The following is a 14396-nucleotide window of genomic DNA, read 5'->3' on the forward strand; positions in this document are numbered from 1 at the left end:
GCCGCCCGCACACCGGCGCCGTGCGCAACCCGCGGCACCGCCGCCGTGCGCAACTGCCGGCCCCGCTGCCGTCCGCAACCCGCAGCCCCGCCGCCGCCCGCAACCCGCGGCCGCCCGCACACCGCCGCGCGCGGTCTGGGAGCGCAAGCGCCCGGGCGCCGCCGGCCACCCGAGCAAGCAGCGACCCCGGGCACGCCTCCCTAGACCGTCGCCGGCTTCTTCGTCAGCTGTCCCAGCAGCTTCGCGCACCAGTCCAGCAGCTCCTCGTCCCGCAGCGTCGGCGCGCCGATCCGGCCGCCCGCCGGGCCCTCCGTCGGCTTGGGCACCGACACCGTGTTCGTCACCGCCTTGTACACCGCCTTCGGGTACAGCCGCTTCAGGCGGACCATCTGCGAATCGGCCAGCGGCAACGGCGCGAACCGGACCGTGTTCCCCTGGACCGCCACCTCCGTCACACCCGCCTCGCGGCACGTGTGCCGGAAGCGCGCCACCGACAGCAGCCGGTTCACCGGTGCGGGCGGCTGGCCGTAGCGGTCGATCAGCTCTTCGCGCACCGCGTCGAGGCCCTCGGTGTCCGGCGCCGCCGCGATCTTGCGGTACGCCTCCAGCCGCAGGCGCTCGCCCGGGACGTAGTCGTGCGGGATGTGGGCGTCGATCGGGAGGTCGACGCGGACCTCCGCGAGTTCCTCGTCCTCCGCCGGCTCCGCGCCCGCGTGGCGCCGGAACGCGTCGACCGCTTCGCCGACCAACCGCACGTACAGGTCGAACCCGACCCCCGCGATGTGCCCGGACTGCTCCGCGCCGAGGATGTTGCCCGCGCCGCGGATCTCGAGGTCCTTCATCGCGACCGCCATACCCGCGCCCAGCTCGGTGTTCTGCGCGATCGTCGCCAGCCGGTCGTGCGCGGTCTCCGTCAGCGGGGCCTCCGGCGGGTACAGGAAGTACGCGTACCCGCGCTCGCGCCCGCGCCCGACGCGGCCGCGCAGCTGGTGCAGCTGCGCCAGCCCGAGCAGATCGCCGCGTTCGACGAGCAGCGTGTTCGCGTTCGAGATGTCGAGCCCGGTCTCGACGATCGTGGTGCACACCAGGACGTCGTACTCGTTTTCCCAGAAGCCCTGGATGATCTTTTCGAGCTTGTCCTCGTTCATCTGCCCGTGCGCGGTGACGACGCGCGCCTCCGGCACCAGCTCCCGGATGTGCCGCGCGGCCTTCTCGATCGACGAGACGCGGTTGTGGACGTAGAACACCTGGCCGTCGCGCAGCAGCTCACGGCGGATCGCCGCGCCGACCTGCTTGTCGTCGTACGAGCCGACGTACGTCAGGATCGGGTGCCGGTCCTCGGGCGGGGTGAGGATCGTCGACATCTCGCGGATGCCGGCCAGCGACATCTCCAGCGTCCTCGGGATCGGGGTCGCGGACATCGTCAGCACGTCGACGTGCGTGCGCAGCGCCTTAATGTGTTCCTTGTGCTCGACACCGAAGCGCTGCTCCTCGTCGACGATCACGAGGCCGAGGTCCTTGTACCGGATGCCCGTCTGCAGCAGGCGGTGCGTGCCGATCACGATGTCGACCTCGCCGGCGGCGAGCTGCTCCAGGATGAGGTCCGACTCGGTCTTGTTCGTGAACCGGGACAGGCCCTTGATCGTCACCGGGAACGAGCGCATGCGCTCGTGGAAGGTGTTCAGGTGCTGCTGCGCGAGCAGGGTCGTCGGCACGAGCACGGCGACCTGCTTGCCGTCCTGCACCGCCTTGAACGCCGCGCGCACGGCGATCTCCGTCTTGCCGTAGCCGACGTCGCCGCAGATGACGCGGTCCATCGGGACGCCGCGTTCCATGTCCGACTTGACCTCGTCGATCGCGGCGAGCTGGTCGTTGGTTTCGGTGAACGGGAAGGCGTCCTCGAGCTCGCCCTGCCACGGCGTGTCCGGGCCGAACGCGTGCCCGGGCGCGGCCTGGCGCGCGGCGTAGAGCTGGACCAGCTCGGCGGCGATCTCCTTGACCGCCTTCTTGGCCCGGGCCTTGGTGTTCTTCCAGTCGGAGCCGCCGAGCTTGTTCAGCGTGGGCAGCTCGCCGCCGACGTACTTGGACACCTCGTCGAGCTGGTCGGTCGGCACGAACAGCCGGTCTCCCGGGTGCCCGCGCTTGGACGACCCGTACTCCAGCAGCAGGTACTCGCGGGTCGCGCCGGCGACCGTGCGCTGCACCATCTCGACGAACCGGCCGATGCCGTGCTGTTCGTGCACGACGTAGTCGCCGTTCTTGAGCGCCAGCGGGTCCACCGCGTTGCGCCGCCGGGACGGCATCTTGCTGGTGAGGTCCTTTGTGGACGTTCCGGCGCCGGACCCGCGGCCGGTCAGGTCCGCCTCGGTGAGCACGACCAGTGCGCGCTCCGGCGAGACGAAGCCGTCCGTCAGGCCGCCGCAGGTGACCGTGACCAGACCCGCCGCGGGCATCCCGGTGAGGCCGTCGCCGGCCAGCGTCGCCGGGACGTCCGCGCCCGAGAGCTGCTCGACCGCGCGCGCCGCGGTGCCCTGGCCGGCGACGACGAGCACCGCCGTGCCGCCCGCCGCCGTGTGGGCGCGCAGGTCCGTCATCGCGCGCTCGAGCTCGCCGCGGTAAGCGGGCGCCGCTTCGACGGACACCCGCAGGACGTCCGGGTCTTCGGTGGTCAGCTGGGTCAGCGTCCACCAGGCGCGTTTGGTGTCCTGCGCGTGGGACGCGATCTCGCCGAGCCCGCGGTAGGCGGACGCGCCGAGGTCGATCGGGGCCTGGCCGCCCGCCGCGGCCGTCGTCCAGGACGCTTCGAGGAACTCCTGGCCGGTGCGGACGAGGTCGGCGGCGCGGGCGCGGATCTTCTCCGGGTCGGTGAGCAGCACGTGCGCGCCGACCGGCATCGCGTCGGTGAGCAGCTCGAGCTCGCCTTCGCAGAGGACCGGGATGAGCGCCTCCATGCCCTCGACCGGGATGCCGTCGGCCAGCTTGGTGAGCATTTCGGCCAGGTGCGCGTCCGCTTCGTACGTCTTCGCCAGCTCCGCGGCCTTCTCCCGGACCGGCGCGGTGAGCAGCAGCTCGCGGCACGGGGGCGCGGTGACGCGCGGGATCTCGCCGGGCAGCGACCGCTGGTCGGAGACGGCGAACGCGCGGATCTCGCTGACCTCGTCGCCCCAGAACTCGACGCGGACGGGGTGCTGCGCGGTCGGGCCGAACAGGTCGAGGATGCCGCCGCGGACGGCGAACTCGCCGCGCTTCTCGACCATGTCGACGCGGGTGTACGCCAGTTCGAGGAGCCGTTCGAGGAGCTCCTCGAACGGCTCCTCTTCGCCGACGACGAGGTCGATCGGCTCGAGCGAGCCGAGGCCGGGCGCCATCGGCTGGATCAGGCTGCGGACGGTCGCCACGACCACGCGCAGGGAGTCGTCCCCGGTCTTGAGCCGGTGCAGCACCTCCAGGCGGCGCCCGACGGTGTCCGCGCGGGGCGAGAGCCGCTCGTGCGGAAGGGTCTCCCAGCTCGGGAAGTCGGTGACGCGGTGCTTGCCCAGCAGCGCGCCGAGGGACGCGGTCAGCTCGTCGGCCTCGCGGCCGGTGGCGGTCACGGCGAGCACGGGTTTGCCCGCGCCGTCGTCCGCCGCGAGGGCGGCCGCGACGAGCTGCCGGGCGGCGATCGGGCCCTGCAGTTCGAGCAGCGGCGCGCCGGCGCGCTCGACCACGCCGCGCAGTGCCGGGTCGGGAAGGATGGCGGTGAGGAGTCCGGACAATGGAGCTTCGGTCACGATCCCAGCCTACGTGCCACCCCCGACAAGTTTCCGGTCACCGCTGGTCGCGTAGCAGTTCCGCCACCTCCGCGACCCTGCTCAGCTGCTCGTCGAACACCTTCGGGTCGGTGCTCGCGATCCGCAGCAGAACGTGCTCCGCGCCTTCGTACTCCCGCAGCCGCGAAGCGACCTCCGCGGCGCTCCCGGTCACCTGCATCTGGATGCCCTGGACGAAGTCGGCGGGCATCCCGTAGTTGCGCAGGCAGTACTCCTCGAGCAGCTCGCCGCCCCGCACGGGATCGTCCTCGACCAGGACCGTCGCGAACAGCGCGGGCGTCACCGCGCGTGTCGCCCGCGCGCGGATCCGGGCCAGGCCGGACACGTAGTCCGCGGGGTCCGGCGGGTACGGCAGCCAGCCGTCGTAGAGCCGGCCGACCCGCTCCAGCGCCCCCGGCGTGTACGCGGCCAGCCACACCGGCGGGCCGCCGTCCCGCGCCGGCGAGGGGAACGCGGGCAGGGAGTCGTAGTGCAGGACCTCGCCGTGGAACGACGATTCGCCGCGCCACGCCGCCCGCCACAGGCCCACGATGTCGTCCAGGCGGGCCCGCCGCCGCTCCCACGGCACCCCCACGAACGCGAACTCCGGCTCGCTGCGCCCGGCGAACCCCGCGCCGGCCGCCACCGTGAGCCGGCCGCCGCTGAGCAGGTCGAGCGACAGCAGCTGGTTCGCCGAGAGCACCGGGTCCCGCAACGCCGGGAGCAGCGCGGACGTCCCCAGTGTCACCCGGGAAGTCCGGGCGGCGAAGGCGCTCAGCATGGTGAACGCGTCCAGCGGCGCCCGCGCGAGGGTGTCGCCCACCCACACCGAGTCGAGGCCGAGGCGTTCCGCTTCGACGGCGACGCCGACCAGCTCGGGCGCGGTCCGCCCGGCGTCGAGGATGGGCTGGTAGGTCGGCACGACCAGGCCGTATTTCGTCATGGCCGAAGCGTCGTGGAAAAGGGGGTATGCCCTCAATTCCCCGCGGGGAATGGACCGGACGAGCAGGATGGGCCCGTGGACTTCGGAACGGCGCTCAAGGACTGGCGCACGCGGCGGCGGCTCAGCCAGCTCGACCTGGCGTTGCGCGCGGGCACGACGCAGCGGCACGTGAGCTTCATGGAAAGCGGGCGGTCGGTGCCCGGCCGCGGCATGGTGCTGCGCGTCGCCGAGTCCCTCGAACTGCCGCTGCGCGAGCGCAACGGCCTGCTCCACGCCGCCGGCTACGCGCCGACGTACCCCGAAACGCGGCTCGGCGACCCGGCGATCCGGCCGGTGCTCGACGGGCTGCGGCGGCTGCTCGACGGCCACCGCCCCTACCCCGCGATCGTCGTCGACCGCTACGGCGTGCTGGTCGCGAAGAACGACGCCTTCACGCTGCTCACCGAGGGTGTCGCGCCGGAACTGCTCGAAGAACCGGTCGACACGCTGCGGCTCGCGCTGCACCCGCGCGGGATGGCGCCGCGCGTGCGCAACCTCGACGACTGGGCGCGGCACATCCTCGAGCGCCTCCGCAACGACCTCGCCCGCATCCCGGACGAGCGGCTGGCCGCCCAGCTCGCCGAGCTGGAGGGCTACCTGCCGCCGTCGACCGCGCCGGGCCCGGAGCACCTGGGGTTCGCGGTGCCGGTCCGGCTGGCCAGTTCCGCCGGCGAGCTGCGGCTGATCACGGCGATCACCACGTTCGCGACGGCGGCGGACGTGACGGTGTCGGAGCTGAAGCTGGAGACCTTCCTGCCCGCGGACGCCGAGACCGCGGAACGGCTTCAGAGGACCAGCGCCGTCGTGTGACCGATCAGCAGTTCCGCGCCCGCCCACAGCACCGCCGCCGCCACGCTGCCCGCCGCGAACCGGCGGTACGGCATCGCCGCCGAGCCCGCGACGCGCGGCACCAGCGTCCGCAGCCCCACCAGGCAGCGGCCGGCGATCACCGCCGGGACGCCGTACCGCGCGAGCACCGACTCCGCGCGGTCCCACCGCTTCCGGCCGACGCGCCGCGCGAGCCGCGGCCCCCAGTGCCGTCCTTCGAAGTAGGCGAGCTGGTCGCCGAGGACGGCCGCCGCGACCGCCACCGCCAGCGCGAGCCCGAGGTCGAGCGTGCCGCGCTCGGCGAGGAAACCCATCAGCAGCAACGTCGACAGCGTCGGCAGCACGATTCCCGGCAGCAGCGCGGTTTCCGCGGCGATCACCAGCGCGCAGACCAGGTAGACGACCGCCGGGGGTGCGTCAAGCAGCGGCCGCAGCAGGCTGTCCACGCCGGGCGCTCCCCACCGCGACCGGGAGCGCCGCGCGGTAGACGAACGCGGGCGGCAGGTTGCCCCAGACCACCGAAGTCCGTTCCACGACGGCGAAACGGCTTCGCAGTGAAGCGGCGAAGCGGCGCGCAGGCGGGGTCCAGGCCGCGTGGGCGTACGCGAACGTCGTGAACCGGCCGGCCGGGGCCAGTGCCGCGACGACCGCGTCGAGGATGCGCTGCTGCCGGGCCGCGGTCATGGCCGTCCACGGCAGCCCGGAGACGACGACGTCGACGCCGTCGGGCTCGAGGTGCTCCGCCGAGCCGGTGACGACGTCGACCTGCGGAAAGCGTTGGCGGAGCGCGTCGGCGAAACGCGGGTTGATCTCGACGGCGGTCAGGCGCGCTTCAGGGCGGAGCAGCGCGAGAACCGCTTCGGTGAAGACGCCGGTGCCCGGGCCCAGCTCGGCGACCCGCGTCGCGCGTTCCAGGCCGAGGCCCGCCGTCATCGGTTCCGCCAGGCGCGGCGAGCTGGGCGCGATCGCGCCCGTCAGCAGCGGGTGGCGGAGGAATTCACTGGTGATCGACATGGTCCCGACGCTAGGAACGGCGGGGGTGGCCGCGAATCCGCCGGATCGACCGGTCGTGTCCTCCTTCGGGAGGACCCGGTCGGACCGAAGTGATGACGACGCGGGCCCGGTCGCCGCGTTACGTTCGGTGGCGTGGAACGACTCGTGAAGTGGGTGCGCGGACACCGGTGGACAGTGGATCTCCCGCTGTACGCGGTGTTCCTGTTCCTCGCGCCGAACTGGGCCGGGGACACCCCCTGGGCGGTCCGCGCGCTCTCGATGGTCTTCGTGCTCCCGGTGGTCGTGCGGCGGCGGTTCCCGCGCACGGCCGCGGTGCTGATCGTCGCCGGGGCCGCGTGCGTGTACCTCAACGAGATCTGGGCGTACGACCGCGGCCGCACCGAACTGGCCATGGCGGTCGTGCTGTTCAACCTCGTGAAGCTGGGCGACCGGCGGTTCGCGGCGGTGATCGCCGTCGCGGTCTTCGCGCTCGGCTGGGAGTGGGGCTTCCTCTGGGGTACCTACACCGACAACCCGACCATCACCATCATCGGCATCTGGCCGTTGCACATCGCGGCGTGGGCGCTCGGGGAGTTCTTCCGCGCCAAGGAACAGCTGACCGCGGAGGAGGAGAAACGCGGCGAAGCCCAGTCGCGGGCCGCGGTCGCGGAGGAGCGCACCCGGATCGCGCGCGAGCTCCACGACGTCGTCGCGCACAGCATGAGCGTGATCGTGCTGAACGCCGAAGGCGCGAAGCTCGCCCGGCACCGCGATCCCGCGGTCGTCGACCGCACGCTCGACACGATCGTCCACACCGGCCGGGACGCGCTGGCCGAACTGCGGCGGCTGCTCGAAGTCCTGCACGCCGGCCAGGCGGCACGCAGTCCGCAGCCGACGCTCGACGAACTGCGCGAGCTCGTCGGGCAGTCCGGGCGGGACGTCGCGCTCGACGTCACCGGCGACCCGGGCGAGCTGCCCGCGAGTGCCGCGCTGCAGGCGTACCGGATCGTCCAGGAGGCACTGACCAACATGATCAAGCACGCCCCGGCCGACGCGACGGGCCACGTCCGCGTCGCCTTCGAGCCACCACGGGTCCGGATCGAGGTGACGAACACCGGCGGCCGCGCGTCGCCGGCCCCCGCCCTGCCGTCGTCCGGGCACGGGCTGACCGGGATGCGCCAGCGCGTCGAGATGTACCACGGCGAACTGACCACCGGGCCGCTGCCCGACGGCGGGTACCGCGTGTGCGCGAGCCTGGTGGTCGGGCCGTGACCACCCGGATCCTGCTCTGCGACGACCAGCAGCTGGTCCGCGTCGGGCTGCGGATGATCGTCGAAAGCCAGGACGACCTCGTCGTCGCGGGCGAGGCGGCCAACGGCGAGGAGGCCGTCGCCATGGCCCGGGAGCTGCGGCCCGACCTGGTGCTGATGGACGTCCGGATGCCGGTGCTCGACGGCGTCGCGGCAACCGCGCGGATCTGCGCCGAGCTGCCGGAGGTGCGCGTCCTGATCATCACGACCTTCGACCTCGACGAGTACGCGTACGCGGCGTTGCGCGGCGGGGCCAGCGGGTTCCTGGTGAAGGACGCGCCGTCGGAAGAGATGCTCGTGGCGATCCGCGGGGTGCTGCGGGGTGACTCGATGGTGTCGCCGTCGGTCACGCGGCGGCTGCTCGACCGGTACCTCGCCGACGAGCGCGACCCGGTGGACACCGCCCGGCTCGGCGCGCTGACCGACCGCGAGAAGGACGTGCTGGGGCTCATCGCGCGCGGGCTCTCGAACGGCGAGATCGCCGCGAAGCTCTACATCGGCGAGACGACGGTGAAAACGCACGTCGGGCGGATCCTCGGCAAGCTGCGGCTGCGCGACCGGGTGCACGCGGTGGTATTCGCCTACGAGTCCGGACTGGTACGCCCAGGTTCCTGATCGCTCCCTATCTAACTCACTTGGAGGGTAGTTTAGAGTAGTTTGCATGACGATCTACAAGAGTGAGGCCGGTGCGCGCCTGCTCAGGGAGCGTTACCTCGGCGCCCTGCGGGCCTGGCCCGTCCCCCACGAGGAAGTGCGGGTGCCGACGCCGGCGGGCGAGACGTTCGTCCTGGTGTCCGGCCCGGAGAGCGCGCCGCCGCTGGTGCTGCTGCACGGCTCCGGGAGCAACTCGGCGGAGTGGGCCGAGCGGATGCCGGAGCTGGCCGGGGCGTTCCGGGTGTACGCGGTCGACGTCATCGGCGAGCCGGGGCTGAGCGCCGAGGCGCGGCCACCGCTCGAGGGTGACCGGTACGCGGCGTGGCTGGACGCGGTGCTCGACCACTTCGCGCTGGCCCGGGCGGCTTTCCTGACGTCGTCGTTCGGCGGCTGGCTCGCGCTCGACTACGCGATCCGGCGGCCCGAGCGCGTCACGGCGCTGGCGCTGCGGTGCCCGATCGGGCTGGGCCCGATGAAGAAGGGCTTCGTCGTCAAGGCCGTGCTGCTGGGGCTGCTGGGCGAGAAGGGGCGGCGGAAGTCCGTGGCGGGGGCGCTGGGCGAGCCGGAGTCGTCGCCGATCGTCGAGCATCAGCTGCTCGTGGCGGCGAACTACCGGTACCGCACCGGGCCGTTCCCGGTCTTCGGCGACGCGGCGCTGGGCGGGCTGACCATGCCCGTGTACGCGGTCGCCGGGGCGGCCGACGCCATGGTCGACTCCGCGACGACGAAACGGCGGCTCGAGGCGGCCGGCGCCGAGGTCGACCTGCTGCCGGGCGCCGGGCACTACCTCCCGGACGCGCGCGACCTGGAGTTCCTCACGCGCGCGGTGGCGAACGGTGATTTCACCGGTTGATGGCAGGATGAACCCTATGCGGCGTGTGCTGGGTCTCATCGGTGTCGTGTCCGTGCTGGTCGCGGGCTGTACGGGGGCGGCGAGCGAGCCGGTCCAGAGCGTCCCGCCCGCGGCGACCCCGGCGGCCACGAGCGGGAAGTTCAAGGTCGAGACGGTGACGGCCGGGCTCGAGCACGGCTGGGACATCGGGTTCCTGCCCGACGGCGGCATCCTCGTGCCGCAGCGGCCCGGCAAGCTCGCGCTGGTCCGCGGCGGAACGGCGACGGAAGTCCGCGCCGACTTCTCCGACGTCCTGGTCCAGGGCGAAGGCGGGCTGCTCGGCATGGTCGTCAGCCCCGACTTCGCGACCAGCCGCGAGTTCATCACGTGCCAGGACCACCAGGAGAGCGGCAAGGCCGTCGACATCCGGCTGGTCACGTGGAAGCTGGCCGACGACGGCGCGAGCGCAACCAAGGTGAAGAACCTGCTTACCGGCCTGCCGGTGAACCCGAGCGGCCGCCACTCCGGCTGCCGCCCGACGTTCGCCCCGGACGGCGCCCTGCTGGTCGGCACGGGCGACACCGCCCGCGCGTCGATCGCCCAGGACCGCCACTCCCTCGGCGGCAAGGTCCTGCGACTGGACGCGAAGACCGGCAGCCCGTTGCCGGACAACCCGTTCATCACCTCGGCCGACCCGCACGAGCGGCTGATCTACACCTACGGCCACCGCAACGTCCAGGGCGTGGCGATCCGCCCGGGCAGCGGCCAGGTCATCACAGCCGAGCACGGCCCGACCTTCGACGACGAGGTCAACCTCCTCAAGCCGGGCGCCAACTACGGCTGGGACCCGTCCAAGGGCGGCACGGACTCGAGCTACGACGAGAGCGTCCCGATGACGGACCTCAAGCGCTTCCCGGACGCCGTGAGTCCACTGTGGACCTCCGGCAAGATCACCGAGGCCATCAGCGGCAACGCCTTCCTGACCGGCCCCCAGTGGGGCAAGAACGACGGCGCCCTGGTCGTGGTGGCGTTGAAGGGCCAGAAGCTCCTGCTGTACCACTTGGACCCGGCGGGCAAGGTCCTGGACGTAACCCTCCCCCCGGAGTTCGACGACAAGTTCGGCCGCCTCCGAGCCGCCCGAAGCGGCCCCGACGGCGCCCTGTACGTGACGACTTCGGACGGAACGGACGACAAGCTGCTGAAGGTCACGCCCGCCTGAGCCCCTCGACAGCGGAGATCCACTCCGCCATGTAGGCATGGGCGTCGTGCTCGGTGTCCGGACGGCCCAGCAGATGAGGGCCCTCCTGCACCAGCCGGAGAAGGTGCCCGGCCAGGTTCGCCATGGAGCGGTCGAGACAAGAAACGACACCTGTCGCATAGCCCCGCGTGCGCAACGCGTGGGCCGCCCGCATGAGCAACAGATCACGCATGCCCAGCGCGTCGATCTCCGCGCGCAACCGGGCCAGCCCCGGCGTATCCGGCATCTGCAAGGCGTGGAAGAAGTAAAAGGCGCCGAAGCCGTTCAGCAGGCCGGAGACCGTCCGAGCCGCGCGAAGCTCATCGGCGGTTGCCCGACGCACCGCCTCGACCGGATCGTGGCTCGCGATCGCGCGCATCGCCGCCTTCAGGTTCGCACCGCCCGAAGGCGATTCGAACAGTTCCGCCAACGAATCCGCCGAAATCGTCTCGGCCGAAAAGAGACGGGCGAACACCGCGAAGTACAGGTCCGAACCGAGCTCGTCCATCCCCCAGGCGGTCGCCGCGGTGAGCTGGATCGTCGCCGAGCGCAGCTCGTCGGGCGTCCCCGCACCGTCGGGAAGGTCGTCCCCCGCGAGGAGCGCGCTGCGCACCAGCGCCGGATCAAGGGGGCGCTCCAACGCGCCGTGCCTTTCGACGAAGTCGTCGATGACCCGGTACACCTCGTCCCGGTCCTCGTCGGTCCTCGCCGAGCGAGCACCCCGGAGCAGCGAATAGAACGGATCTCCTTCGAGAACCCAGGTCAGCGCGTCCCGCACCGCGTCGTCCGGGGGTTCCGGTACCGGTGTCCCGTTCAGCGCGGGGCGCCCGGCGTCGGCGAACCAGTCCACCACGGCGAATCGCACGTCCCGCCCTTGCCGGGTACGCCTGGCCAGCGCTTCTGCGGCCTCGAGCGCCCCCGTTCGGACAGTTGAAGTCGCTCCGGGCCCACGTCCGCGACCACGGCGTTCGTTGCGGGGCAGCAGACCACGTGCCCGCCAGCGCTCGAGCTGGGCCGGCGACACCCGCAACCCCCGTGCGGCCAGCTCGCCGAGCAGCGCACGGTCGGCGACGCTCGGACCACTCCGGACCATGACACCCACTTTAGAACCCCGCGAAGTTCCCCCGGAAAAACTCCGGCGCGTCTGGCTGACTGTCTCCATGAAGTCAGCGGACGCACGTCGGGGAGTCGCCCGGCACGTGGTCGTGTCGGGCACCGTCGCCGCGATGGCCGGTGACCGGCTGATGCTCCTCCTGGGTGCCGGTGTGCTCGTCGCGGTGCTGTCGGTCGTCGCCGTCGTCGCTCTCGCCACGGTGTTCGCCCCGAAGCGATCGACCCGGCGTTCCGCCGCCCGCACCCTCGACAAGCTGCTGCGGATCCCGCCGCGTGATCATGGAAAAAACACACCGAGCCGGTGCCCGGGACACTGTCGCCCCGGCGCTTGAACGCGGAACATGGTTCGTACCAAGAGTTTTCGCCCGCCCCCGACGAGTGTTGGACGCGGTCCGAAGATAGCGTTCCCGCGGCAGCACCGCGCCGGTCCCCGGGCGCCATCGCCGACCTGGCGATCGGGGACCGGCCTCCAGCCACGATCCCCGGCTCCGGCCGGGGCCCGGAAGCCTTCAGTTGCCCAGGTGAGCCCCGCCGTTGACGTGCACCACCTGGCCGGTGACGTGCCCGGCGGCGGGGCTCGCCAGAAACGCCACCACCGCCGCCACGTCTTCCGGCGTGCCCGGCCGCTTGTTCATCGTGTTGCCGACCAGCCACTCGCGACGGCGGTCGCTGAGCTGCCCGTGGAAGAACTCCGTGTCCCCGACCAACCCGGGCGCGACGACGTTCGCGGTGATCCCGCGCGCCCCGAACTCCCTGGCCACGCTCACGTTCCAGCCCTCGACCGCGGCCTTCGCGGCGCCGTACGAGCCCGCGCCGGTGTGGGCGGCGATCGAGCCGATCGTCACGATCCGGGCGCCGTCGGCGAAACGCTCGCGCAACGCGTGCGTCACCAGGGCCGCACTGACCACATTGGACCGGAGGTTCCGCTCGAACGCGGCCGCGAAGCCGGCCAGCCCTTCGCCGCCGGTGTCGAGGAAGTCCGTGTTGCCACCGGCGTTGTTGACGAGCACGTCGACGCGGTCCGGCAACTCCGCCAGTGCGGCTTCGACGGCCGCGGGGTCGGTGGCGTCGAACACGACGGGTCGCGCGCCCAGCAGCGTCGCGGCTTCGGTGAGCACCTGTTCGCGGCGGCCGGTGATCGTGACGCGGTCGCCGGCGAACGCGGCCGCCACCGCGTAGCCGATGCCCGTGCCGCCGCCGGTCACCACGACTTCCCGGTTGTTCCCCATGCCCCGACCCTAGTGCCTAGGATCGGGGCATGACCAAGATCGATCCGGCCACGTCCGCACTCGTGCTCGTCGACCTGCAGGAGCGGATCGTCGCGTTGCCGACCACGCCGTACCGCGGCGAAGACGTCGTCGCGAACGCGCTGCGCCTGCGGGACGCCTTCCGCGGGGCGGGCGCGCCGGTGGTGGTCGTGCAGGTGTCCCGGCCGGACAACCCGCCGGGCAACGAACTGGTCTTCGACGCGCAGGACGACAAGATCGTCACGAAGTACACGATCGGCGGCTTCGCCGGCACCGACCTGGACGAGTTCCTGCGCGGCAAGGGCGTCCGCACGGTGTACTTCGGCGGCATCGCGACGGAGTTCGGCGTCGAGTCGACCCTGCGCGCGGCTTCCGACCACGGCTACGACACGGTGGCGGTCTCCGACGCGATGACAGCGCTTTCCGAAATCTCGCACGAGAACGCGATCACGAAGATCTTCCCGCGCCTCGGCACGGTCGTGACGACGGACGAGGCGCTGGCGGCCCTGTCGTGATCGACAAGGTCGCGTGGGTGCACCTGGCGGACGGCAAGGTCCTGGCCGCGCGCTCGAAGGGCAAGGACAAGTTCTACCTCCCGGGCGGCAAGCGCGAGCCCGGCGAATCGGATGCCGAGACGCTCGTCCGCGAGATCCGCGAAGAGCTGGACGTGGAGATCACGCCGGAGTCGATCGCGCCGGCGGGCACGTTCGAAGGCCAGGCGCACGGCAAAGCGGCGGGCACGGTGGTCCGGACGACGGCCTACACGGCGGAGTACCGCGGAACGCTCAAGGCGAGCAGCGAGATCGAGGAGATCGCGTGGCTCACCCACGCGGACCGCCCGCGGGTTTCCCTGGTCGCCCAGCTGATCTTCGACCACCTGCACGACAACGGCGAGCTGCGGTGATCGACAAGATCGCCTGGCTCCACCCGGTGGACGGCCGGATCCTCAGCACGCGCTCCCGCGGCAAGGACGTGTACTACCTCCCGGGCGGCAAGCGCGAGCCCGGCGAGTCGGACACCGAGACGCTCATCCGCGAGATCCACGAGGAACTCGACGTGGCGATCACCCCCGAGTCGATCGCCCCGGCAGGCGTCTTCGAGGCGGAGGCGCACGGCCACGCCGGCATCCCCGTCCGGATGACCTGCTACACCGCGGATTACCGGGGAACGCTCGCAGCGAGCAGCGAGATCGAAGAAGTCGCCTGGCTGACCTACGCCGACCGGGACCGGGTCTCGGCGGTGGACAAGATCATCTTCGACCACCTGCACGAAACCGGCGAGCTCAGCTAGCTGTGATGTCCGGGGAGGTTGGTCAGCCGGGTGACCGGCGGCTTGCCGCCGGTTGAGCTGTGGGGTCGATGATGATTGTAGAAGTGCATCCAGCCCGGTAACGCCGCCCGGCGCAGGGCATC

16 protein-coding genes are annotated in these 14396 nt (G+C 72.0%); 9 read left to right on the forward strand and 7 right to left on the reverse strand.

All coding sequences use genetic code 11. The annotated features are described in order from the left end of the window. Positions 1–200: 200 nt before the first annotated feature. Both mfd and ACLJQM_RS46315 read right to left on the reverse strand, forming a co-directional pair. A complete protein-coding gene (mfd, locus tag ACLJQM_RS46310) occupies positions 201–3755 on the reverse strand; it encodes a transcription-repair coupling factor (protein ID WP_410636450.1) in 3555 nt (1184 codons plus the stop codon). Between the two features lie 52 nt (positions 3756–3807). Beyond that, positions 3808–4731 carry an LLM class flavin-dependent oxidoreductase gene (locus ACLJQM_RS46315; protein ID WP_410636434.1) on the reverse strand — a complete coding sequence of 308 codons (924 nt, stop codon included), beginning with the start codon at positions 4729–4731 and terminating at the stop codon, positions 3808–3810. A gap of 75 nt (positions 4732–4806) precedes the next feature. Here ACLJQM_RS46315 and ACLJQM_RS46320 point away from each other — a divergent pair, with 75 nt between their 5' ends. After that, positions 4807–5580, forward strand: a complete 774-nt coding sequence (locus ACLJQM_RS46320; protein WP_247018330.1) for a helix-turn-helix transcriptional regulator — start codon at positions 4807–4809, stop codon at positions 5578–5580. Here the strand turns inward: ACLJQM_RS46320 and ACLJQM_RS46325 are convergent. Together ACLJQM_RS46325 and ACLJQM_RS46330 are read right to left on the reverse strand one after the other, a co-directional pair. Continuing rightward, positions 5556–6044, reverse strand: coding sequence for a DedA family protein (locus ACLJQM_RS46325; RefSeq protein WP_410636435.1), 489 nt, complete (start codon positions 6042–6044; stop codon positions 5556–5558). The two genes, ACLJQM_RS46320 and ACLJQM_RS46325, sit on opposite strands and share 25 nt — an antisense overlap. Further along, positions 6016–6612, reverse strand: a complete 597-nt coding sequence (locus tag ACLJQM_RS46330; protein ID WP_410636436.1) for a class I SAM-dependent methyltransferase — start codon at positions 6610–6612, stop codon at positions 6016–6018. Before ACLJQM_RS46330 ends, ACLJQM_RS46325 begins: the two co-directional genes overlap by 29 nt. A gap of 132 nt (positions 6613–6744) precedes the next feature. On the opposite strand from ACLJQM_RS46330, the gene ACLJQM_RS46335 reads away from it, so the two are divergent. Genes ACLJQM_RS46335 through ACLJQM_RS46350 form a run of 4 tightly spaced genes read left to right on the forward strand, consistent with a single transcriptional unit; the run spans position 6745 to position 10606 of the window. Then, the gene (locus tag ACLJQM_RS46335) at positions 6745–7863 is read left to right on the forward strand and encodes a sensor histidine kinase (protein ID WP_410636437.1); all 1119 of its coding nucleotides are present in this window, start codon (positions 6745–6747) and stop codon (positions 7861–7863) included. Next, positions 7860–8516 (forward strand): response regulator, encoded by a 657-nt coding sequence (locus ACLJQM_RS46340; protein WP_247018323.1) that lies wholly within the window; start codon positions 7860–7862, stop codon positions 8514–8516. Before ACLJQM_RS46335 ends, ACLJQM_RS46340 begins: the two co-directional genes overlap by 4 nt. Before the next feature lie 46 nt (positions 8517–8562). After that, positions 8563–9408, forward strand: coding sequence for an alpha/beta fold hydrolase (locus tag ACLJQM_RS46345; RefSeq protein ID WP_410636438.1), 846 nt, complete (start codon positions 8563–8565; stop codon positions 9406–9408). A gap of 16 nt (positions 9409–9424) precedes the next feature. Next, positions 9425–10606, forward strand: coding sequence for a PQQ-dependent sugar dehydrogenase (locus tag ACLJQM_RS46350; protein ID WP_410636439.1), 1182 nt, complete (start codon positions 9425–9427; stop codon positions 10604–10606). On the opposite strand, the gene ACLJQM_RS46355 is transcribed toward ACLJQM_RS46350, so the two are convergent. Beyond that, complete coding sequence (locus tag ACLJQM_RS46355; RefSeq protein WP_410636440.1) at positions 10593–11489, reverse strand: hypothetical protein; 897 nt, start codon at positions 11487–11489, stop codon at positions 10593–10595. The two genes, ACLJQM_RS46350 and ACLJQM_RS46355, sit on opposite strands and share 14 nt — an antisense overlap. Positions 11490–11784: 295 nt before the next feature. Here ACLJQM_RS46355 and ACLJQM_RS46360 point away from each other — a divergent pair, with 295 nt between their 5' ends. Next, on the forward strand, positions 11785–12069 hold the full coding sequence (locus ACLJQM_RS46360) for a hypothetical protein (protein ID WP_410636441.1): 285 nt from the start codon (positions 11785–11787) through the stop codon (positions 12067–12069). A 177-nt stretch (positions 12070–12246) separates the two neighbouring features. Here the strand turns inward: ACLJQM_RS46360 and ACLJQM_RS46365 are convergent, their stop codons facing one another. Continuing rightward, entirely contained in the window at positions 12247–12966 is a 720-nt protein-coding gene (locus tag ACLJQM_RS46365) for an SDR family NAD(P)-dependent oxidoreductase (protein WP_410636442.1), read from the reverse strand. Positions 12967–12995: 29 nt separating this feature from the next. Between ACLJQM_RS46365 and ACLJQM_RS46370 the strand changes: the two genes are divergently transcribed. Genes ACLJQM_RS46370 through ACLJQM_RS46380 form a run of 3 tightly spaced genes read left to right on the forward strand, consistent with a single transcriptional unit; the run spans position 12996 to position 14274 of the window. Continuing rightward, entirely contained in the window at positions 12996–13499 is a 504-nt protein-coding gene (locus ACLJQM_RS46370; protein ID WP_247018314.1) for an isochorismatase family protein, read from the forward strand. Then, entirely contained in the window at positions 13496–13888 is a 393-nt protein-coding gene (locus ACLJQM_RS46375; RefSeq protein ID WP_410636443.1) for an NUDIX hydrolase, read from the forward strand. Before ACLJQM_RS46370 ends, ACLJQM_RS46375 begins: the two co-directional genes overlap by 4 nt. After that, positions 13885–14274, forward strand: a complete 390-nt coding sequence (locus ACLJQM_RS46380) for an NUDIX hydrolase (RefSeq protein ID WP_247018312.1) — start codon at positions 13885–13887, stop codon at positions 14272–14274. Before ACLJQM_RS46375 ends, ACLJQM_RS46380 begins: the two co-directional genes overlap by 4 nt. On the opposite strand, the gene ACLJQM_RS46385 is transcribed toward ACLJQM_RS46380, so the two are convergent. Beyond that, the coding region (locus tag ACLJQM_RS46385; RefSeq protein ID WP_410636451.1) for an integrase core domain-containing protein at positions 14271–14396 on the reverse strand (126 nt) is incomplete at its 5' end. The two genes, ACLJQM_RS46380 and ACLJQM_RS46385, sit on opposite strands and share 4 nt — an antisense overlap.

Origin of the sequence: Amycolatopsis sp. cmx-4-83, assembly GCF_046548815.1 — a bacterium.
In the GTDB taxonomy this organism is placed as follows: Bacteria; Actinomycetota; Actinomycetes; order Mycobacteriales; family Pseudonocardiaceae; genus Amycolatopsis; species Amycolatopsis pretoriensis_A.